This is a genomic window from Thermosipho globiformans (assembly GCF_003990895.1).
Taxonomy (GTDB): Bacteria; Thermotogota; Thermotogae; order Thermotogales; family Fervidobacteriaceae; genus Thermosipho; species Thermosipho japonicus.
Genome location: NZ_BHXD01000001.1, coordinates 292,736 through 312,129, shown reverse-complemented (window position 1 = coordinate 312,129; position 19,394 = coordinate 292,736). Strand labels below are relative to the sequence as shown.

At 30.3% G+C, this 19,394-nt stretch carries 21 protein-coding genes and 1 riboswitch; of the genes, 11 read left to right on the top strand and 10 right to left on the bottom strand.

Annotation, left to right across the window (positions count from 1 at the left end; translation table 11 throughout):
* Window positions 1–72: 72 nt before the first annotated feature.
* The 11 genes from murJ to hydE all read left to right on the top strand — a co-directional run bounded on the left by murJ (window position 73) and on the right by hydE (window position 9,958).
* Window positions 73–1,500, top strand: coding sequence for a murein biosynthesis integral membrane protein MurJ (murJ, locus tag EO083_RS01775; RefSeq protein ID WP_126992502.1), 1,428 nt, complete (start codon window positions 73–75; stop codon window positions 1,498–1,500).
* Window positions 1,484–2,164 (top strand): biotin--[acetyl-CoA-carboxylase] ligase, encoded by a 681-nt coding sequence (locus EO083_RS01770; RefSeq protein WP_126992501.1) that lies wholly within the window; start codon window positions 1,484–1,486, stop codon window positions 2,162–2,164. Before murJ ends, EO083_RS01770 begins: the two co-directional genes overlap by 17 nt.
* Before the next feature lie 2 nt (window positions 2,165–2,166).
* Window positions 2,167–3,195, top strand: a complete 1,029-nt coding sequence (locus tag EO083_RS01765; protein WP_126992500.1) for a 7-cyano-7-deazaguanine synthase — start codon at window positions 2,167–2,169, stop codon at window positions 3,193–3,195.
* Complete coding sequence (gene rnc, locus EO083_RS01760) at window positions 3,114–3,806, top strand: ribonuclease III (RefSeq protein WP_126992499.1); 693 nt, start codon at window positions 3,114–3,116, stop codon at window positions 3,804–3,806. Before EO083_RS01765 ends, rnc begins: the two co-directional genes overlap by 82 nt.
* A complete protein-coding gene (locus EO083_RS01755) occupies window positions 3,799–4,068 on the top strand; it encodes a hypothetical protein (protein ID WP_126992498.1) in 270 nt (89 codons plus the stop codon). Before rnc ends, EO083_RS01755 begins: the two co-directional genes overlap by 8 nt.
* Entirely contained in the window at window positions 4,065–4,946 is an 882-nt protein-coding gene (locus EO083_RS01750; protein WP_126992497.1) for an AEC family transporter, read from the top strand. Before EO083_RS01755 ends, EO083_RS01750 begins: the two co-directional genes overlap by 4 nt.
* Window positions 4,947–5,146: 200 nt before the next feature.
* Entirely contained in the window at window positions 5,147–6,898 is a 1,752-nt protein-coding gene (locus EO083_RS01745) for an NADH-dependent [FeFe] hydrogenase, group A6 (RefSeq protein ID WP_126992496.1), read from the top strand.
* Window positions 6,899–7,044: 146 nt separating this feature from the next.
* Complete coding sequence (locus tag EO083_RS01740) at window positions 7,045–7,293, top strand: TM1266 family iron-only hydrogenase system putative regulator (protein WP_126992495.1); 249 nt, start codon at window positions 7,045–7,047, stop codon at window positions 7,291–7,293.
* A 5-nt stretch (window positions 7,294–7,298) separates the two neighbouring features.
* Window positions 7,299–8,714: a [FeFe] hydrogenase H-cluster radical SAM maturase HydG gene (hydG, locus tag EO083_RS01735; protein WP_126992494.1), complete on the top strand. Its 1,416-nt coding sequence runs from the start codon at window positions 7,299–7,301 to the stop codon at window positions 8,712–8,714.
* Window positions 8,701–8,949 carry a hypothetical protein gene (locus EO083_RS01730; protein ID WP_126992493.1) on the top strand — a complete coding sequence of 83 codons (249 nt, stop codon included), beginning with the start codon at window positions 8,701–8,703 and terminating at the stop codon, window positions 8,947–8,949. Before hydG ends, EO083_RS01730 begins: the two co-directional genes overlap by 14 nt.
* Window positions 8,933–9,958: a [FeFe] hydrogenase H-cluster radical SAM maturase HydE gene (gene hydE, locus EO083_RS01725; RefSeq protein WP_126992492.1), complete on the top strand. Its 1,026-nt coding sequence runs from the start codon at window positions 8,933–8,935 to the stop codon at window positions 9,956–9,958. The genes EO083_RS01730 and hydE overlap by 17 nt, the downstream gene beginning before the upstream one ends.
* Here the strand turns inward: hydE and EO083_RS01720 are convergent.
* The 10 genes from EO083_RS01720 to fabK form a co-directional block, all read right to left on the bottom strand.
* Window positions 9,931–11,235, bottom strand: coding sequence for an amidohydrolase (locus tag EO083_RS01720; RefSeq protein ID WP_126992491.1), 1,305 nt, complete (start codon window positions 11,233–11,235; stop codon window positions 9,931–9,933). The two genes, hydE and EO083_RS01720, sit on opposite strands and share 28 nt — an antisense overlap.
* Window positions 11,232–12,191 (bottom strand): 6-phosphofructokinase, encoded by a 960-nt coding sequence (gene pfkA, locus EO083_RS01715; protein ID WP_126992490.1) that lies wholly within the window; start codon window positions 12,189–12,191, stop codon window positions 11,232–11,234. Before pfkA ends, EO083_RS01720 begins: the two co-directional genes overlap by 4 nt.
* A gap of 94 nt (window positions 12,192–12,285) precedes the next feature.
* Complete coding sequence (locus EO083_RS01710; RefSeq protein WP_126992489.1) at window positions 12,286–13,494, bottom strand: thiamine-phosphate synthase family protein; 1,209 nt, start codon at window positions 13,492–13,494, stop codon at window positions 12,286–12,288.
* Window positions 13,494–14,219 (bottom strand): IolE/MocC family protein, encoded by a 726-nt coding sequence (locus EO083_RS01705; RefSeq protein ID WP_126992488.1) that lies wholly within the window; start codon window positions 14,217–14,219, stop codon window positions 13,494–13,496. Before EO083_RS01705 ends, EO083_RS01710 begins: the two co-directional genes overlap by 1 nt.
* A 1-nt stretch (window position 14,220) precedes the next feature.
* Complete coding sequence (thiC, locus tag EO083_RS01700) at window positions 14,221–15,498, bottom strand: phosphomethylpyrimidine synthase ThiC (protein ID WP_126992487.1); 1,278 nt, start codon at window positions 15,496–15,498, stop codon at window positions 14,221–14,223.
* Window positions 15,498–16,271: a sulfide-dependent adenosine diphosphate thiazole synthase gene (locus tag EO083_RS01695; protein ID WP_126992486.1), complete on the bottom strand. Its 774-nt coding sequence runs from the start codon at window positions 16,269–16,271 to the stop codon at window positions 15,498–15,500. The genes thiC and EO083_RS01695 overlap by 1 nt, the downstream gene beginning before the upstream one ends.
* Window positions 16,272–16,331: 60 nt before the next feature.
* Window positions 16,332–16,443, bottom strand: a riboswitch (TPP riboswitch).
* A 45-nt stretch (window positions 16,444–16,488) separates the two neighbouring features.
* Window positions 16,489–16,923 (bottom strand): DUF4234 domain-containing protein, encoded by a 435-nt coding sequence (locus EO083_RS01690; protein WP_241229923.1) that lies wholly within the window; start codon window positions 16,921–16,923, stop codon window positions 16,489–16,491.
* A gap of 146 nt (window positions 16,924–17,069) precedes the next feature.
* The gene (fabD, locus tag EO083_RS01685; RefSeq protein WP_126992485.1) at window positions 17,070–17,963 is read right to left on the bottom strand and encodes an ACP S-malonyltransferase; all 894 of its coding nucleotides are present in this window, start codon (window positions 17,961–17,963) and stop codon (window positions 17,070–17,072) included.
* Complete coding sequence (locus EO083_RS01680) at window positions 17,960–18,463, bottom strand: biotin transporter BioY (protein WP_126992484.1); 504 nt, start codon at window positions 18,461–18,463, stop codon at window positions 17,960–17,962. Before EO083_RS01680 ends, fabD begins: the two co-directional genes overlap by 4 nt.
* Window positions 18,460–19,392, bottom strand: coding sequence for an enoyl-[acyl-carrier-protein] reductase FabK (fabK, locus tag EO083_RS01675; protein ID WP_126992483.1), 933 nt, complete (start codon window positions 19,390–19,392; stop codon window positions 18,460–18,462). Before fabK ends, EO083_RS01680 begins: the two co-directional genes overlap by 4 nt.
* Between the last annotated feature and the right edge of the window lie 2 nt (window positions 19,393–19,394).

Sequence of the window (19,394 nt, the reverse complement as noted above, 5' to 3'; positions counted from 1 at the left end):
TTACCACAAATAGACCATTTTTAATAGAAGTGCTATAATACTTTTTTGAAAGGAAATGTTGGGAGGAAAAATATGTCTATACTATTTAGTAGCATTCTTTTTTCTATTGCAACATTTTTCTCTAGAATTTTAGGATTATTCAGAGATGTTTTATTTGCAAAATATTTTGGTGTTTCATATGAACTTGATGCATACTTTATAGCCATCATGTTTCCCTTTTTTCTTAGAAAAGTTTTTGGTGAAGGAGCCATGTCTTCTGCATTCGTCCCGCTTTATTCAGAAAAAAGCGGAGAGGAAAAAGATAAATTTTTATCATCAGTTATTAATGGCTTTTCTTTAATAATTTTTGCATTAGTTATATTATCTTATTTTTTTCCAGAACTAATAATCAATTTATTTGGAGCAGGCAGCTCATACGAAACAAAGATATTGGCTAAAAAGCTTTTATTAATTACGTCACCTTCAATATACTTTATATTCTTGTGGGCAATTTCTTATTCTATTTTAAACACAAATAACAAATTTTTTTGGCCAGCATTGACTCCTAGTATATCTAACATAACAATAATAATAGGAACATTTTTATCAACTAAGTATGGAATAATTTCACCTACGGTAGGTTTTTTAATTGGATCAATGCTAATGTTTTTTAGCATTATAAAATCAATTTTAAAACATAAATACTATTTTACGTTAAAGTATTTTCCGCATTTTTTAAAATTATTTTTTCCTACATTTATGACTATGGTAGTTTCACAAATAAACACTGTTGTTGATATGAATGTTGTATCCTTTTATGACAAAGGAAGTATTTCATACCTGCAGTATGCTTCTAGATTTTATTTGCTTCCATATGGCCTTTTTGCTGTATCAGTCTCTACGGTTGTCTTATCAAAGATATCGAATGACAGAAAAAATTTTAATTATCATTTAAATGATGCCTTAAAATCAACCTTATTTTTTACAATACCATCTATGGTAGGATTAATATTTTTATCAACTCCAATAATTAGATTTTTTTATGAACATGGAGCATTTACTTCTAAAGACACATTAACAACATCTAAAATTTTAATTGCATATACATTAGGATTACCTTTTTATGGAATTTATTCAACTATTTCTAGGAGTTATCATGCTATAAAAAACACAAAAACACCTTTTATTGCAGCCACCATAGTATCTTTGTCAAATATTATTTTAGATTTAATTTTTGGTTTAAAATATGGACCTGTTGGAGTTGCTTTAGCTACAAGTATTGCAGGCATTATAGGAGTTTTGTATTTATTATTTTCTGTAAAGACTTTTCCAATAAAAGACTTTTTAAAAATATCATTAAATAGTCTTATAATGTTATTCGTAATATATTTGATTGACTTTACAAATAATGAGTTTTGGTTCTTGATACAAATTTTGATTGGAATTTTAGTTTATTTAATTTTTAGTAGTATATTCTATCAAGATTTAATACGGAGGTTTTTGTATGCTAGAAAAAAGTAAGTTAATTTGTTTTGATAAAATAAATAGTACGAACACATATGTAAAAGAGAATTATAAAAATCTTGACAGTGGAACAATAGTTTTAGCAAAAGTTCAAACTCAAGGCAGAGGAAGGCTTGGAAGAGTGTGGATTTCACAAGAAGGCGGATTATGGTTTTCTATACTTTTTAAGAAAAATTTAAAATATCCTAATTTTTACACAAAGCTTTCAGCAATTACACTATTGTCAATTTTGAAAAATTTGAAAATATCTGCTAAAATTAAGTGGCCAAATGATATATTTTTTAAAGGAAAAAAACTTTCGGGTATACTTACAGAAATAATAAGCAAAAATGAAAAAGTACAAGCTATTGTAGTTGGTATCGGATTAAATGTAAATAATGAAACTCCACCTGAAGGCACTTCTATTTCAAAAGTTACTGGAAAAAAATTTGAAATTAATTTAATTTTGGAGATATTTATAAACAAATTTAATATTTATTATAAATTTTTTAGATTATTTCCTTTTCTACTTACCATAGCGTGGAAGAAAAACTTAATTTTTAAAAGAAATGACACTATAAATGGCTACAAAATAAAAAAGATCACTTCTGAATATTTGATTGTACAAAAGAATGATTTAAAAAAGAAAATTAACAGTATACATGAACTTGAAGGAGGATAAAAATGAGTATAGAAAAATTATCTGAATATATAAAGAATGAAATAAAAAAAGTTGTAAAAGAATACGGTAATAAAAATGTTGTAATTGCATTTTCTGGAGGGCTAGATAGTACAGTGGCAGCTCTTCTTACTAAAGAAGCACTTGGACCAGAAAATGTTGAACTAGTCAATGTTGTTTATGGACCTTTTACATATAAAAGGAGTATTGAAATTGTTAAAAAATCTGCTGAGAAAATGGGGATAAAGATTACATTTCTTGAATCATTATATCAAAAAGAAATATGGAAAAATGGACCTTCATGTAACATGTGTACCAAAACTGTAAAAATGAATACAGTAAAAAAGTATGCAAAAGATAGATTAGTTATAACCGGTTCAAATCAAAGTGATAGCTGGGGAAAAACAGGATTAAAAGTTTTCAATGGTTTATATGCGCCATTAGGTGATTTAAATAAATCTGAAATCCAAAATATTTTGGATTTTTATTCATTTAAATTGGAGAGAATAGGCGAAAATTCAAAAAGGGAAGGTTGTAAATTAAAACATCTTTTAAAGATTATGACAAATTTGGATTATCATGGGAAAGCAGTTGATCTTGCTAATGAAATATTGCTTGAAAATGTCCCCAAAAATCTTGAACTTGCAAATGTGAAAATTGTAGGACCACTTTCTAAGAATATTGCAATTATTAATGTTAAGCCTATGGTTGATAATATCAATGAAATAAAGAAAAAAATTGAAAATATTGACGTTATAGATGAAGTAATAGTAGCTAAAAAACCACTTATATTACATGTAATTGCAAATCCTTCAATTTATAGAGTCAAAAACTCTAGGTATTGGATAGAAGTAGGGAAATTACAACCGGAATTTGCCGTTCCAATAAAGGTTATTTGGAAGGAATCTAAAAATAACAAATTAAGGACAATACAAGTAGTTGGGGTGGAAGAATGGAAAGATTACGACCCAAGGAACTTGAAAATAAACTTGGATACAGATTTAGAAATGAAGAACTCTTGCTCACTGCTTTAACACATACGTCTTTTGCACATGAGAATAAAGTTAAATCTTACGAACGTTTGGAATTCCTTGGAGACGCAGTTATTGATTTATTGCTCAGTACAATTCTTTACCAAGAGTTTATCAATTTAAACGAAGGTACAATGGCACAAATCAAAGCAGCAGTAGCAAGTGAAGATATATTATATGAAATTGGAATAGATATTGGAATAGAAAATTATATCTTTCTTGGAAAAGGTGAGTTAAAAAGTGGCGGAAAATACAAAAAATCTATAATTGCTGATGTTGTTGAAGCGTTAGTTGCTGCGATTTATATTGATTGTAAAAAAGATTTAAATGTTATAGAAAATATATTCCATGACACTTTTAAAAGGTACATAGAAATTTTTCTTAGTGGTAAAAGAATTTTTGATTATAAAACAAAGCTTCAAGAAATTACACAAGATCGATTTAAACAATTACCAGTATATGATACGGTATCAAAAAAAAATAAATTTATAACAACACTTTATATAAACGGTAAAATTTATTCAAAGGCTGAGGGTTTTTCAAAAAAAGAATCAGAAAAATTGGCAGCAAAAATAGCTTATGAAAAATTAAAGGAGGAGGAATTTCATGAGTGAAAAGGATATAAAAAAATCTAATTCTAGTGAAAATAATTATGAAATGAATTGGGAAAGATATGAAAAGGCTTTATCAAAAGTTTTGCAGAATTTTGCAAACAGAGGATATGAGAAAGTCACAATCGAAGAACTTTGGGTTGAAACATCACTACCAAAAGATTTGTTATTAGAACTAATTAAGGAAAGAAATATAGTATTTCCAGAAGAAATTAAAGAAATAAAATACAAAAATGATATAATTTGGAGCTCGAACAAAGAATGATCAATGCATTTTTGACAATTTTACCACCATTTTTGATTATAATGTTAGGATATATTTTTGGTAAAATTTTTCCATACGATATAAAAATTGTATCTAAAATTTCTTTATGGATAATGGCAAGTATTTTGTCATTTACATTTATAAATGATTATCCTCCAAAATTATCATATCTAAAATCTTATGGGTTAGGAATACTATTCCTATTTGTTTTATTTTATATATTATCATTTGCTTTTAAAAAGGATAGATTTTTAATTTTGACAAATAGTATATACATTAATACGGGATACCTTGGGTATCCCATTTTGTATTCTATTTGGGGAGAAAAAGCTATGTCATATGGTGTTATTTATTCTGTAATTAATATGCTTGTTGCCTCAATTGTTTTACCCTCTTTTATAGGAGAAAAAATTAATTTCAAAAACATACTTAAGTTACCATACCTTTATGTGATAACTTTTGCTTATCTTTTGTCTATTTTTGGTATTAGCTACAAAGAACTTCCTTTCCCCTTCCTTGAAACAATAAATATGCTTAAAAGTTCTGCAATCCCATTTCTTTTAATATTTACTGGTCTTTCATTATCGAGAATTAAGATTAAAAGTGTAAATTTTAATACAGTTATATTTTCAACTATAATTAGATTAATCCTTTATCCAGCTTTTGCCTTAATTTTCGTTTTTCTTTCAAAAATGGATAGTGAATTTGCAAGAGTGTTCGTATTAGAAAGCGCCATGCCTACAGCTATTAATAGTGTTATATTAATTGATGCAATTACTGGTGATTCTTCTAAAATAAGCCTTACTGTTGCTATTACAACTCTTCTTTCTGCGTTTACTATTCCTGTTTGGATTATTGTTTTAGAAAGAATTTTATAATATCCTTTTATTTGTAATTTTGTTTAATTAATTTCAAAAAAATAAATTTATCACAAAAATTCACAAGTTTGATACTTTTCAAATAGTAATACTTTGTGATATAATTTACTTGAGAAAGAAAAAACATAAAGGATATGATAGCTCGTTTATGGGGATATAATGTGAAAAAAATCGTTAATACAGATCTAAGGAGGGATATGATGGCAAAAATTTTTTTGAATGGAAAGGAGTATGAAGTTCCAGATAATTTGACCGTATTAGAGGCAGCTCAGAAACTTGGTATGGAAATTCCAACTTTGTGTCATCATCCAGAGCTAGAACCAATTGGAGCATGTAGAGTTTGTGTCGTAGAAATTGAAGGTGCTAGAACACTTCAGCCTGCATGTACAACTAAAGTGTACGATGGAATTAAAATAAATACTAATTCTGAAAGAGTAGAAAATGCTGTAAAATTTAATTTATCACTTATAATGGCAAATCATCCAAATGATTGTATGTATTGTGAAGCAGATCAAAGATGTGAACTTAAAAGACTTGTTCAAAAATATGATATTAAGCCCGTATTTCCAGTTTCAGATCTTCCAGATGTATTTGATGATAGCAGTCCTTCAATTCAAAGAGATCTTTCTAGATGTATAAAATGCCAAAGATGTGTAAGAGTTTGTAGTGAAATTCAAGGAATGAATATTTATTCCATGATTGAAAGAGGTTATAAAACCATTCCTCAGACTGCATTTGATATGCCTGTTTATGAAACAAATTGTATTTCATGTGGTCAATGTGCTAACCTTTGTCCAGTTGGTGCTATTTATGAAACTCCCGATTGGAGAAAAGTACTCAAAATATTAGATAAAAAAGATAACAAAATCTTAGTTGCCCAAACAGCTCCTTCAGTGAGAGTTGCAATCGGTGAAGAATTTGGTATGGAACCAGGTTCAGTAAGTACAGGTAAGATGGTTGCTGCAATTAGAAGATTAGGATTTGATTATGTATTTGATACAAACTTTGCTGCTGATTTAACTATTGTAGAGGAAGGTACAGAACTTATCGGTAGAATAAATGATGGCGGGCCATTCCCAATGTTCACAAGTTGTTGTCCAGCCTGGATTAATTTACTAGAAAAAGAATATCCAGAGTTTATAAACAATGTTTCAAGTGCTAAATCTCCTCAACAAATGATGAGTTCTGTCGTAAAAACTTACTTTGCTAAAAAGATTGGAGTAGATCCAGAGGATATAATTATGGTATCTATTATGCCATGTACTGCAAAAAAAGATGAAATTACAAGGCCACAGCAAAAAATAAAATTAGAAGATGGAAGAGAAATTAAAACAACAGATTACGTAATTACAACAAGAGAACTTGCAAAACTTATAAAGATGAAACAAATTAACTTTATTGGACTTGAAAACGAAGACTTTGATAGTCCACTCGGAACTTCTACTGGTGCTGGTGCAATTTTTGGTGTTACTGGTGGAGTTATGGAAGCTGCTCTTAGAACAGCATATGAAGTTATTACAAATAAAAAACTACCGAAACTTGAATTTAATGCAGTAAGAGGCTTAGATGGCATTAGAGAAGCCGAAATTGATATAGAAGGCAAAAAATTGAAAGTTGCAATTGCACATGGAACTGCAAATGTAAAAAAACTTCTTGATGATATAAGAGACGGAGTAAGGTATTATGACTTTATTGAAATAATGGCATGTCCAGGTGGATGTATAGGTGGTGGAGGACAACCAAAGAGCCTAGATCCAGATATTCTCAAAAAGCGTGCTTCTGCTATTTATTCAATTGATGAACTTAGTACACTTAGAAGATCACATGAAAATCCAGATATTCAAAAGCTTTATGAAGAATTTCTTGAAAAACCAAATAGCCATATTGCTCACGAACTACTACATACTTACTATACAGATAGATCAGTTAAAAACAAGGTAGTCACAGAATAAGTCCTTTAAAAATTAAATAAAATATTCCTTTCTGAGGTTGAGGGAAGTTTATCCTGACACCAAGGAAAGGGGAAAAGCTAGAAAATGCTAATAATGCATTAATTTTCCCCTTTCCTTGGAAAATAAAAAGGAAAGGGGATTTTTATATGGAAAGGTTTTATACAGTAGACATTATTGTTACAAATAGAGATGATGCATATGAAAGAGTTAATCAAATTTTACATGATTTTTCAAGGTATATAAAGCTTAGAGTTGGATATCCTCTAGAAAATGAAAATATGGCGGTAATCTTTGTCCTCTTCAGAGCTACAAATGACATATTGGGAAGTTTTACAGGAAAATTAGGACAAATAAGAAATGTGAAAGTAAAAAGTATACCAATTACAAAGGGGTGAAAGTTATGTATGTGTTTATTAAAGAAAAAGATACACAAAAAACTTTTATCGATGAAAAAAAGATAAAAGAAAATCTATCTTCAAATTTCAATCCAGATAGTGAAAAAATACGCAATATATTGCAAAAATCTCTCGACAAACAAAGGCTTGATCCAGATGAAGTTGCAACACTATTGAATGCAAAAGATGAAAAGCAATGGGAGGAAATATTTGAAGCTGCAAGAACTTTAAAGGAAAAAGTATATGGTAACAGAATAGTTTTATTTGCACCACTGTATATTGGAAATGATTGTATCAATGATTGTGAATATTGTGGTTTTAGAATATCAAATAAAGAAGTTGTAAGAAAAACACTTTCATTTGAAAAACTGAAAGAAGAAGTAAAAGCACTAGTTTCAAAGGGGCACAAGCGTTTAATTGTAGTATACGGAGAACATCCAAAATATTCTCCTGAATTTATAGCTAGAACAATAGATATTATTTATAATACCAAACATGGTAATGGCGAAATTAGAAGGGTAAATGTTAATGCTGCCCCACAGACTGTTGAAGGATATAAAATCATAAAAGAGGTTGGAATAGGTACATATCAGATCTTCCAAGAAACTTATCATTATCCAACATACAAAAAACTCCACCCCCGCGGTCCAAAATCCAATTTTGCATGGAGGCTATATGGTCTTGACAGGGCAATGCTTGCTGGAATAGACGATGTTGGAATAGGTGCTTTATTTGGACTATATGATTGGAAATTTGAAGTAATGGGGTTAATATACCATACATTACATCTTGAAAAACGCTTTGGAGTTGGACCACATACAATTTCATTTCCAAGAATTGAACCAGCTGTTGGAACACCTATAGCGGAAAGGCCTCCTTACCAAGTTAGTGATAAAGATTTTAAAAAGTTAGTTGCCATTTTAAGACTTGCTGTTCCATATACTGGTCTGATTTTAACAGCAAGAGAACCGGCAGATCTAAGAAGGGAAATTTTAAAACTTGGTGTATCTCAAATTGATGCAGGCTCTAGCATTGGGGTTGGATCATACTCTGAAACTGATCCAGAGGTGATAAAAAAGAGTCAGTTTATCTTAGGAGATACAAGAACACTTGATGAGGTAATTTATGAACTTCTAAAAGAAAAGTATATACCTTCTTTCTGTACTGCTTGCTATAGAGCAGGAAGAACAGGAGAACACTTTATGGAATTTGCAATTCCTGGATTTGTTAAAAGATTTTGCACTCCGAATGCACTTTTTACATTGAATGAGTACTTAAATGATTACGCGTCAGAAAAGACTTATAAAGAAGGAAAAAAAGTTTTAGAGAAAGAAATTGAAAAATTAGATAAAAAGCAGAAAAATATTGTTTTAGATGGTCTGGAAAGAATAAATAAGGGGGACCGAGATGTCAGATTGTAATTTAAAGAGCATCTTAGAAAAAATTGCAAGAAAGTATAATTGCAAAATTTGGATCAATAAAAAAATAGGCCGTAGAATATCTTTTATAGAAAAATCAGGAAATGAATATTATTTACCACCAATGGTGGTATATGAAGATGATAAATTTATAATTTTTACCGAAAATTTAGAAAGAAGTGACGAGGAATTTAAAAAGCTTATTCAAGAGGTGGTTGACTGTGCACGAAATAATTAAGAAATTAAGAAAAGATTTTCTAACCCTTGAAGAACTTGCACATATAATTGAAAATGAGAAATATGATGAAGAGATATTAAATTATGCAAATGAAATTAGAGAAAAATATGTTGGAAATGAAGTTCATGTAAGGGCAATTATTGAATTTTCAAATTATTGCCGTATGGATTGTTTATATTGCGGTCTGAGGGCCCCAAATAAAAATATTAAAAGATATAGAATGACGATTGATGAAATAATTGACAGGGCAAAATTAATTGCTGAAAGAGGCATAAAAACTGTTGTATTGCAATCCGGTGAGGATACATATTATACAAAAGAAATTATGTCTAATTTAATTAAAGAAATAAAAAAGTTCGATGTTGCAATAACTTTAAGTATCGGTGAAAGAGAGTTTGATGAATACAAGGCGTGGAAAGAAGCAGGGGCAGATAGATACCTAATGAGGCACGAAACGGCAGATAAAGTGTTATATAATAAACTTCATCCAAGTGATACTTTTGAAAATAGAAAAAGGCACTTGTTTAAATTAAAAGAATTAGGTTACGAAGTAGGTGCAGGATGTATGGTTGGGCTTCCTGGGCAGGGACCTATTGAACTTGCAAAAGATCTTATTTTTTTAAGAGAACTAGATTCAGATATGATAGGAATTGGCCCTTTTATACCAAATCCAGATACACCCTTGAAAGACGAAAAAGGTGGTGATTTAAAAACAACGTTAAAGATCATAGCTCTTGCACGAATTTTAATCCCGACAGCAAACATTCCGGCAACTACTGCAATGGGAAGCCTGCATCCTTTTGGAAGACAATTAGCATTAAAATATGGAGCTAATGTAATTATGCCAAACTTAACTCCAAATCCATATAGACCAAATTATACATTATATCCAAACAAGATATGCTTATTTGAAGCAGATACAAGTTGTATTGAATGTACAAAAGCAATGATAAAAAGTTTAAACAGGGAAGTTGGAAAAAGTTATGGGTTCAGGGTTAAAGCATCATAGACTTTTTCTCCATTTATAAATACCATTTCAAGTTTTTCTAAATTTTTATCTTTGAATACTATAAAATCCGCTTTATAATTGGGCTTTAAAAGCCCAATTTTTTCATTAATCATATTTCCAGAATATTCTGTATAAAGTTTAATACTATCTTCAAATGAAAAACCTAACTTTAAGGCACTTGAAATAATATATTTAGGATCGACAGGTGAAACTGGACCATCACTTGAAAATGAAATTAAATAGCCCTCCTCAAACATTCTTTTGAAAGGATAGAGCATTAATCCTGATGTGTCAATGTTCTTTAAAATTTCTTGATCTTCAAAATAAAAATGAGGTTGGACTGAAAATTTAAAATTTTTTAACTTTTCAAAATCTTTTTCTTTAATAAGCTGTGCATGAATTATTCTATGATTATTGTACCTTCCAAAAAGTTCTATAAGTCTTGATATTGCTTCATCTCCAATTGCATGAACACAAACTTGTACATTATTTTTTTCTGCAAAGTCTAAAATCGATTCAAAACCTTCTGGTAAAGTATATGTTCCATAATTTTTTGAGTTTTTATATGTTCTTGACAAAAAAGCTGTTTTTCCACCTAATGAGCCATCTGCAAAAAGTTTTATCCCAAAAATCTTTGAAATACCATATTCCTTGTTGAATTCGTAATTCCAAGGCGTCTCCGTGTACAATTTTTCATATATTCTCAGCTTACTATCATTTAAAAGTTTTAATAATGTTTCAAAGGTAATTCCATGTAAATCATCTGAATGTACACTAGTTATTCCTTTAGAAATAAATTCATATTCCCCAGTTTTAAAAGCCTTAATGTAATATTCTTCAGGTAGGAGTTTCCAAATTTTTTCTAAATCATTTTCATAGATAAAATAATCATTAAATCCTAGTATCTTTTGAGCATATTCATTTAAATATGCAACATGTCCACAAATCCTAATTAAAATTACAGGCCTTGTTATTGAATCAAATAGGTATTTATCATTTATTTCAGTCCAGCCACGTCCAAGTACTATTTCTTCGCTAGATGAAAATATTTCATCTTGAAAATTCTTATTATTTAAATTAAGCATTAACTTGCTTAACCCTACTCCTAATACATGAGCATGGGAATCAGAAAAACCTGGAAGGATGTATTTTCCCTCCAGGTCTATTTCAAAGTCACACTTTTTACAATCATCAACAAATATTCCATTTTTTACATACAAATCTTTTTTTAAAAAATGTCCATTGTCCCATACAAACGCGTTTTTGATTTTTATCATGATAGTAATGCAGTTAACTCAACTAATTCCATATTTAAAGATTTTTTCTGTTTAAGAACTTCATCCAATTTAACAGGCACAATTTTACCACCTTGTAGTGCAGTCATAACGTAGCTGGTTCCACGTTTTAAGAATTCTACTGCGGCAACTCCCATTCTTGAAGCAAGCAACCTATCAAAAGCTGTAGGGGAACCACCTCTTTGAATATGTCCCAAAATTGTTATTCTTGTTTCATATCCAATCCTATGTTCTAAATGCCTTGCAACTGTATAAGCACTTGCAGCTCCTTCAGCTACAACAACGATACAATTAATTTTACCTCTTTCTCTTTCTTTCAAAATTTTATTTCCTAATGCTTCATAATTTACGGGTATTTCTGGGATTACTATTGCCTCAGCACCAGTTACAAGACCAGCAACTGTTGCAATATATCCGGACGACCTTCCCATAACTTCAACAATAAATGCTCTTTCATGAGAAGAAGCGGTATCTTTTAGCTTTTGAATTGCATCAACAACTGTATTTAGACATGTATCAACACCAATACTCATGTCAGTCATTGCAATATCATTATCAATTGTACCAGGAATTCCTACAACAGGCACCTTTTGTTCTTCTTCAAGGAACATTGCACCATGTAAACTTCCCTCACCACCAATCACAATTAATCCTTCCACACCATGTTTTGCAAGTATTTTTGCAGCTTCCTCTCTTGTCTCTTTTCTTACAAATTCAGGGCATCTACTGCTTCTAAGAATTGTTCCACCCTTTTCCATTATTCCACCAACGGATGCAAAATCCATTTCAATAAAATCTTCATCCAAAAGTCCAGCATAACCTCTTTGAATTCCAAGAACTTGAATGTCATTCCTTACAGCATAACGAACTACAGCACGAATGGCGGCATTCATTCCAGGGGCATCTCCACCACTAGTCATAACAGCAATTTTTTTCATAAAATGCCTCCTTGCTCATAAAATTAGTTTACATATAATATAATACCACAAAATAAGGTATTTTCAATAAATAGTGGTGGATAATTAAACATTTTTACGAATTTAGGCCAATAATAAGCCTTACTTTTTTTATTACTTCCTGTGGATTTCTTGCAAAAACTCTTATCATTGCTTCTTTACCCCAAAATCCTTTGTCGTATATTACATCTGGTGGAGTATCTAAATTTTCAATAATACTATTTATTCCCCATTTTAATGATTGGCCCTCTATATTTTTAAATTCTTCTGGTTCTTTTTCACGTTTTAACTCGTAAACTTTTAACCCATATCTTTTAGCATTTTCAATATATTCTTCTTCGTACCTTACATTGGTAGTACATCTCATGTAGGGAAATTTCTTCATCATTTCAATCGTCATTCTGGCAGTATGAGATTTTCCTTCAAAAGTTGCTTTTCCAATAAATTGTGGTTTTCCGTTGACTAATCTTATTCTTCCGGGAAATTTGGCTACTTCTTCTTCATTTTTTGCGTCCATAATTGCATATGAAACGTTTTGCCCAACTTCTGGAATTGTATATCTACCAATTTCCATAATATCTAACATTATTTTATTAAGTTCATCCAAGGTTTCATATTTTATCCAATCGCTTGAAAGCTTTTCCACTTCAACTCTATGTGATGACCTTTTTAAAACTTTTAAAATTATATTCCCAGCTTCTTTTATCGCTTCTTCAGCAGGATATCCTTTTAAAATTAAGCACGAAAAGAGAGTTGTAAATACACAACCTGTGCCTCTAAAGTTACCATTTAATCTTTCATGGTAAAATTCTTTTCCTTTATATGTTATTTTTATACGCTCGTTTTCTAAATGCCCACCAGTAATAATCATATTATCAAATTTTCCTATTTTTTCTGCCTCTTCACTATTTACAACAACAAAGTCAGAAAGTTTAATATAGTTTTTAACTATATTTTCATCTAAAAATTTCAAGCCGTTTGATGATTGCAAAACAGGATTCCAAACAATTATTGTATCTTTATATATTCCTCTAAGTTTTTCTATAATTTCTGGATTTGCAATTCCAACTTTTATAATTCCAACATCATCAAAGTATTTAATTTCTTCTAGAATTTCATTTGTATCTCTAAATCTTACACTTAATGATTTTGTTAATGTTTGAACGGTAAATGCACTTACTGTCGAATATACACTTACTCCCATAGCTGTTGCTACTGATATATCTTGAATTAATCCAGCCCCAGATGATGGGTCAAGCCCAGAAATGATTAACATTTTTTTCATCAAATCACCCCCAAAAATTTTAAAAGTTTATCCAAATCCTTATTACATTGTGGTGTAGATTCAATAACAATATCCGCATCTAATTTCATAATTAGTCTTAGTAATTCAATATAGTATTTATTTTCACTCCAAGGTTTGTGATGACATATCTTATAAATCTTCTTATCTGCATAGTATATGTGGAATTCTTCAATATATTCTTCCAAGAATTCAATAAATTTAAAAGGTTTTATTCTTTCATCCAAAAGAAGATGTCCGATATCTATACATAGTTTTAAATTTAAATCTTGACATAAATTTTTATAGTCTTTTTCACTATAAAAAAATTTATTTCCATAAGTATTTTCAATTCTTATTTTTAAAATACTGCTTAGTTTTTCCAAAAGAAATAAATTTTTATTCCAATCATCATTTTGAAGTGTATCCGGATAATGAACTATTAAATATTCTGACTTTATTTGTTTTGCAAAATAAGCACTTCTTAAAATTTTAGAAAATGTAAAGTGATAATCTGAATGCGTTAATTTTGGATGATTCTTCAATTTAAAGATAAATGGTGAATGAACTCCTATTGATTTGCCTTTAATAACATTTAAATTGTTAATATATTTTGGATCTATAAATCCAATTTCAAATAGATTGGAAAATTTAAATTTTTCTGTTAAATATCTGATCATCCTTAAATCACTTTTTATAACACTTGTGGATACCCCTAGCCTTTGCATATTATCCTTCTAAATACTCCTCTACAACTTTAAGAGCACAAAATGGGCCACACATAGAACAACCTTTACCTGAGTAGGGACGCGCACTCAAATATCTTTCGACAATTTCTTTATCAAGTGATACTTCTTTTATTCCTTGCCAATCTAAATTTTTCCTTGAAATTGCTAATTTGTAATTTTCATCAACAAACTTTCCTCTTGAAAAATCTGCAGCCATAGCAGCAATTTTTGCAGCAATAACGCCTTTTTTAACATCTTCAACATTTGGCAATGATAAATGTTCTGAAGGAGTCACATAACAAATAAAGTCTGCTCCACTTCTTGCAGCAATTGCTGCTCCTATTGCAGAAGTTATATGATCATAACCAGGAGCAATATCCAATACTATAGGGCCAAGTAAGAATACCGGTGAATTTTTTCCATATTTTTTCATTAAATTTACTGTTGTTTCTATCTGATCAAGCGGAACATGACCTGGACCTTCTAACATTACTTGAACATTCTTTTTTCTAGCCTTTTCAACCAATTCTTCAAATATAAACCATTCTTCTAATTGTAATCTGTCTAAAGAATCAAATAAGTTCCCTGGTCTTAATGAATCACCCAGGCTTAAAGTTACATCATATTCTCTTGCAATATCAAGTACTTCATCAAAGTATTTGTAAAACGGATTTTCTAGATTATTTTTAATTATCCATCCTGCAATAATTGATCCACCTCTACTAACTATTTTCATTATTCTTTGGGATTTTTTTAATTTTTTAACGATATCTTTAGTTATACTAATATGCAGGGTCACAAAATCCACACCTTGTTTTGCATGTTTCTCAAATATTTTTAAGAAATCTTTTTCACTAAAATCAACAACATTCTTTTTTTGTTGATAAGAAATTACAGCTGCATCATAAATTGGAACAGTTCCAACGGGAATATCTGAATTTTTAATTATGAATTCTCTTTGTTCATCTAGATTCCCCCATGTTGAAAGTAACATAACACTATTTGCCCCCACAGCTTTGGCGGTATTAAATTTCTCTATTTCATATTCGAAATCATCATATCCAAATGATGTTCCAATATTTGCGTTTACTTTTACTGTTAAACCTTCACCAATTCCCATGAACTTTTTTAATGATGTATGATTTTTGTTGTGCGGAATTACAATTTTTCCATTTAATAATCCTTCTCTAATTTTATCAATACTAACATTTTCATGTTCGGAAATTTTTTCAATTTCACTACATTTTTCACCATTTTTAACCTTTTCAATTAGCGTCATTATTTCACCTCTATAGATAATTTTTCTAATATATTATTTGCAACTTTTAAACCTGATTTAATCATCCCGCCGAAAATTGGTCCCATTCTGGGTCCACCACCTACTGAAACTGCAGCCATTCCCATTACGTAAAGTCCTGGGAAAACTTCTTTAGTATTTTCAACTACAAATTTTTCTCCTTCTTTTGCATTCATAGGATATTCCCTAATTTTTCCTATAGGAAGGTCGACATCAATTCCTCTATCAACTAACATATTTACAACATTTGCAGGATGTCCCGTACCATCAACTACGAACTTTGCCATAATTGTTATAGGATCAACATGGAGTTTTTGCCTTATAACTGGTGCCCAATTTATTACAATTCCATTTACTTTATTTTCATAAAATACAATATCTTCAACAATAACATTATTGAATAAAATTGAACCAGCTTTAGTAGCATTGTATAGCAAAGAAGAGGCAAAATGTACAGAATCAACTGAAATAAAATTGTTTTTAATTAAGTAATTCATTCCTAATTCATCTAAAAAAGATTTAATATCTTTTTCAACTACTAGTTCATTAAACATCATTCCTCCACCCCATGTTCCACCACCAGGTTCATTTTTTGACTCAAATATAGCAATCTTCAATCCTTTTTTTGAAAGATAGTAGGAAGCTGCTAAAGCGCTTGGACCACCCCCGACAATTGCTACATCAACTTTTAAACTATCATTCAATTTTTCAAAAAATCTTTCTACAATAATTTTCGAAACTTCATAATCCCACATATCGTTTACCTCCTTATAAAAAATTTCCCTCCGCAAAAGCGGAGGGGTTATTATAGACTTTTATTTTTCTTTTCCCAATCCCTCCGCCGGTATTACCCGGTTCAGGTTCTAAGGGTCGAAGGTTTCCACCTTCCTCTCAGCCCCGGATTATGGAGCTCCCCTTGGGAATTTATTCACTTTTCTTACACTAATATAGTACTACTAAATTTTAAAAGTGTCAATTTAGTTTTCTAATTTCTTTGATAATGTCATAAAAGAAAAAGTAAGAATATATTCCAAGAGTTAGTATAGAAAATACAATAAATTTAAAAATTGATTTTTTTGACTTTATTATGCTCAATATTACCTTAAGATATAATAAAATAAACAGAAAACTCATAAACTGCGCAACAAAATATGTAAAATATGATGAGGTTAAATACAAAGGAAGCAGAGAGAAAAGTGCAAGAAATAACGCTATATAAAAAATCCACATAAAGTTTACATTAAATTTCTTTCCAATTTTTCTCCCAAATAAGAATAGTAAAAACATTAAAAATAATGATGAAATAGTCAACAATATTTGCGAAATAGGTTCATTAAAGAAAACAAAAATATTAGCTAAAATTGAAAAAAATGTATAACCCCAAAAAGAAATAATCATTATTAACATACCTCCATTTTTTGTTTAATACTATTCTAAGTATAAAAAAATAATCGATTAAAGTCAAATATTTTCAACAAATAAAAAACATGGCTTCAAACAAATTGAAGCCATGTATTCGAGATAAGCAATTTCCAAATATTCGACTTTAAAGTTCAAACCCTGGAATCTTCTATTTCTTCTATCTCACTGAAATGAATAATATCTATCTTTTCTCTTTTTAACATATTTGATAGAACATTTTTAGGACCCACCTCAACAAATTCTTCTACTCCAAGTTCTAACATTCTTCTTATTGATTGTAACCAATAAACTGGTCCTGCTATTTGTTCAAGTAAATAGTATTTTAATTCTTCTGGATCACTCGATTCTTTAGCTGTACTATTCAAAACAATCGGAACTTTTGGTTTTTTGAATTTAACATGTTCTATTTCTTTAGAAAGTTTTTCACGAGCACTTTCTAAAAAGGGAGTATGGAAAGGTCCAGAAACAACCAATTCTGTTGCTCTAATACCGTTATTTTTACAATCTTCTATAAATTTTTGAATAGATGATTTCAAACCACTTATAACTGTTTGTGTTGAAGAATTATAATTTGCAACATAAAGACCTTCATAATTTTTAACAAGCTCTTCTACTTTTTCAGCAGAAATTTTTAAAACTGCAGCCATACTTCCTTTTCCAGGCTCGATTGCTTGAGAAATATATTCTCCCCTTTTTCTTACCAAATATATTCCAAAATCAAAATCGTATACCCCAGCCGCAGCAAAGGCAGTATACTCTCCCAGACTATGCCCTGCAAATATATCATAGTTTATTCCTAAGCTTTCTAAGTGTTTAAAAGCTACAAAACTAGCTAAAAATATTGCAGGTTGCGCGTTTTCCGTTAACTTCAGAGTTTCTTCATCTCCATTCATAATATTAATTAAATCAATATTAAGTACCTCTTCCGCTCTTTTACTTAGCTCATTCCAAAATGGGTATTTAGAAAAATCTTTTGCCATTCCAGAATATTGTGAACCTTGACCTGGAAATAAAAAGGCTTTCATGCTTCCACCACCTTTAAAACTCTTTTTGAAATAATCACTGCAATACACATTTTCAAAAAATCTATTCCAATAAACGGAACAACTCCGATCATAAAAGCTTTTTTAAAATCGTGCAAATGATAGTTTAAAACCAAAACCCCTAATGTGTAGATGATTGCAATTCCCAATACCCCATGTAAGAACATAGAAAAATAATCTTTCTTAGATAGAGAAATTATCCAAGCAGCTAAAGGAAAAGCAATTAAATATCCACCAGTTGGACCAATTATACTAGCAAATCCTCCCGAAAAGTTAGCAAAAACAGGAAGGCCAATAATACCTAAAAGAAGATAAATAGATTGTGTTAAAAGAGCAAGTGTAGGTCTTAGAAAATAACCAGTTAAAAACACCATTAAGACTTGTAAAGTTATAGGTACAGTTCCAATTGGAATTGATATCTGTGCTCCGACTATGGTTAAAGTTACAAATAATGCAACCAATGATATGTCTTTCGTTTTCATAACCTTACCTCCCCTAATTTCTTCATAGTCTCGTTAAATTCTTCCATTATTTCTTCAATGATTTCGTGTACAGGTTTAATATCTTTAATCAACCCAACACTCTGCCCTGCCATAAAAGATCCTTGCTCAATATTTCCTTCCTGAACAGCTCTTCTAAGGCTACCAACCAATATATTTTCAGCATCTTGTGGACTTTCAACTTCCAAAGTCTTAACTATTTTTGCAAATTTAGTTTTTATAACTCTTGCTGAATGCCCCAAACTTGCTCCAGTAATAATAGTATCTCTTATTCCTGATTTTATAATTAAATTTTTAAAGTTTTCATGAACTTCTGCTTCTTTACTTGCAATAAATCTTGTTCCCATTTGTATTCCCTCGGCTCCCAACGCAAAAGCAGCTGCCATACCTTTTCCATCTGCAATTCCACCAGCTGCAATTACAGGAATTTTTACATTCTTTGACACAGAATTTACCAAAACAAAAGTTGTAACTTCACCTATATGCCCTCCAGATTCCATCCCTTCAGCAATCACTGCATCAGCTCCACTTCTTTCAACAAGTCGAGCAAGATTTTCCGAAGCAACCACTGGAACAACTTTAATCCCAGCACTTTTCAAATCATTTATGTATTTAGTTGGATTTCCGGCACCAAATGTTACAACTGGAACCTTGTTTTTTAATACAACTTCAACTAGTTCATCTGCAAATGGTGATACTAATATTATATTTACTCCAAATGGTTTATCTGTATATTTTTTTACCTCATCAATCGCATTTTGTAAGTCTTCACCTTTCATAGCTCCAGCACCTATTATCCCTAAACCACCAGCATTTGATACGGCTGCAGCAAGTCTTGGTGTACCAGCCCAAGACATTCCACCCATCAATATTGGATATTTAATATTAAAGAGTTTGCAAATTCTATTCATAA

Coding starts and splice junctions, on each gene's coding strand:
- EO083_RS01710 (WP_126992489.1), bottom strand. CDS start 13,494: ATGAAAAAAATGTTAATCATTTCTGGGCTTGACCCATCATCTGGGGCT.
- thiC (WP_126992487.1), bottom strand. CDS start 15,498: ATGACGCTAATTGAAAAGGTTAAAAATGGTGAAAAATGTAGTGAAATT.
- hydG (WP_126992494.1), top strand. CDS start 7,299: ATGTATGTGTTTATTAAAGAAAAAGATACACAAAAAACTTTTATCGAT.
- pfkA (WP_126992490.1), bottom strand. CDS start 12,191: ATGAAAAAAATTGCTGTTATGACTAGTGGTGGAGATGCCCCTGGAATG.
- fabK (WP_126992483.1), bottom strand. CDS start 19,392: ATGAATAGAATTTGCAAACTCTTTAATATTAAATATCCAATATTGATG.
- EO083_RS01680 (WP_126992484.1), bottom strand. CDS start 18,463: ATGAAAACGAAAGACATATCATTGGTTGCATTATTTGTAACTTTAACC.
- EO083_RS01705 (WP_126992488.1), bottom strand. CDS start 14,219: ATGCAAAGGCTAGGGGTATCCACAAGTGTTATAAAAAGTGATTTAAGG.
- EO083_RS01740 (WP_126992495.1), top strand. CDS start 7,045: ATGGAAAGGTTTTATACAGTAGACATTATTGTTACAAATAGAGATGAT.
- fabD (WP_126992485.1), bottom strand. CDS start 17,963: ATGAAAGCCTTTTTATTTCCAGGTCAAGGTTCACAATATTCTGGAATG.
- EO083_RS01690 (WP_241229923.1), bottom strand. CDS start 16,923: ATGTTAATAATGATTATTTCTTTTTGGGGTTATACATTTTTTTCAATT.
- EO083_RS01720 (WP_126992491.1), bottom strand. CDS start 11,235: ATGATAAAAATCAAAAACGCGTTTGTATGGGACAATGGACATTTTTTA.
- rnc (WP_126992499.1), top strand. CDS start 3,114: ATGGAAAGATTACGACCCAAGGAACTTGAAAATAAACTTGGATACAGA.
- EO083_RS01770 (WP_126992501.1), top strand. CDS start 1,484: ATGCTAGAAAAAAGTAAGTTAATTTGTTTTGATAAAATAAATAGTACG.
- murJ (WP_126992502.1), top strand. CDS start 73: ATGTCTATACTATTTAGTAGCATTCTTTTTTCTATTGCAACATTTTTC.
- EO083_RS01745 (WP_126992496.1), top strand. CDS start 5,147: ATGGCAAAAATTTTTTTGAATGGAAAGGAGTATGAAGTTCCAGATAAT.
- EO083_RS01695 (WP_126992486.1), bottom strand. CDS start 16,271: ATGTGGGATTATGAAGTTTCGAAAATTATTGTAGAAAGATTTTTTGAA.
- EO083_RS01765 (WP_126992500.1), top strand. CDS start 2,167: ATGAGTATAGAAAAATTATCTGAATATATAAAGAATGAAATAAAAAAA.
- EO083_RS01730 (WP_126992493.1), top strand. CDS start 8,701: ATGTCAGATTGTAATTTAAAGAGCATCTTAGAAAAAATTGCAAGAAAG.
- EO083_RS01750 (WP_126992497.1), top strand. CDS start 4,065: ATGATCAATGCATTTTTGACAATTTTACCACCATTTTTGATTATAATG.
- EO083_RS01755 (WP_126992498.1), top strand. CDS start 3,799: ATGAGTGAAAAGGATATAAAAAAATCTAATTCTAGTGAAAATAATTAT.